Here is a 460-nt window from a genome sequence, read left to right on the forward strand (position 1 = left end):
ATATGTGCGTGCTCGCCATGCTGGCGCGGCGGGACAGCTACGCGTACGAGCTCGTGTCGACGCTCGCCGAAACGATGGAGATCAGCGAAGGCACGATCTACCCGCTGATGCGGCGCCTGCAGGCCGAGGCCTGGGTGACGACCTACCTCGTCGAATCGACGTCGGGGCCGCCGCGCAAGTACTACTCGATCACCGACGCCGGGCGCGCGAGCCTGCGGCAGATGGAAGACGAGTGGCGGAGTTTCGTCGACGAAGTCAACGGCGTGCTGGCGTTGCACGGCACGCGAGCGGACGGAGAGGAACGGCAATGAAGCAGGACGCATTCATCCAGCGGTTGCGGCAGGCGCTCGGCAGCCTGCCGAAACGGGACGTCGACGAGATCGTCGCCGATTACCGCGAGTACATCGGCGACGCGCTCTCGGCCGGGCGCACCGAGGAAGACGTGATCGCCGCGCTCGGT

At 67.0% G+C, this 460-nt stretch carries 1 protein-coding gene; it reads left to right on the forward strand.

Features of this window, described 5'->3' with window-relative positions; translation table 11 throughout:
* A partial coding sequence (locus tag J5M71_RS28185; protein WP_207838898.1) for a PadR family transcriptional regulator occupies positions 1 to 311 on the forward strand: 311 nt, incomplete at its 5' end.
* Between the last annotated feature and the right edge of the window lie 149 nt (positions 312 to 460).

This window comes from Pseudomonas sp. 43(2021) (assembly GCF_017490805.1).
Taxonomy (GTDB): Bacteria; Pseudomonadota; Gammaproteobacteria; order Pseudomonadales; family Pseudomonadaceae; genus Aquipseudomonas.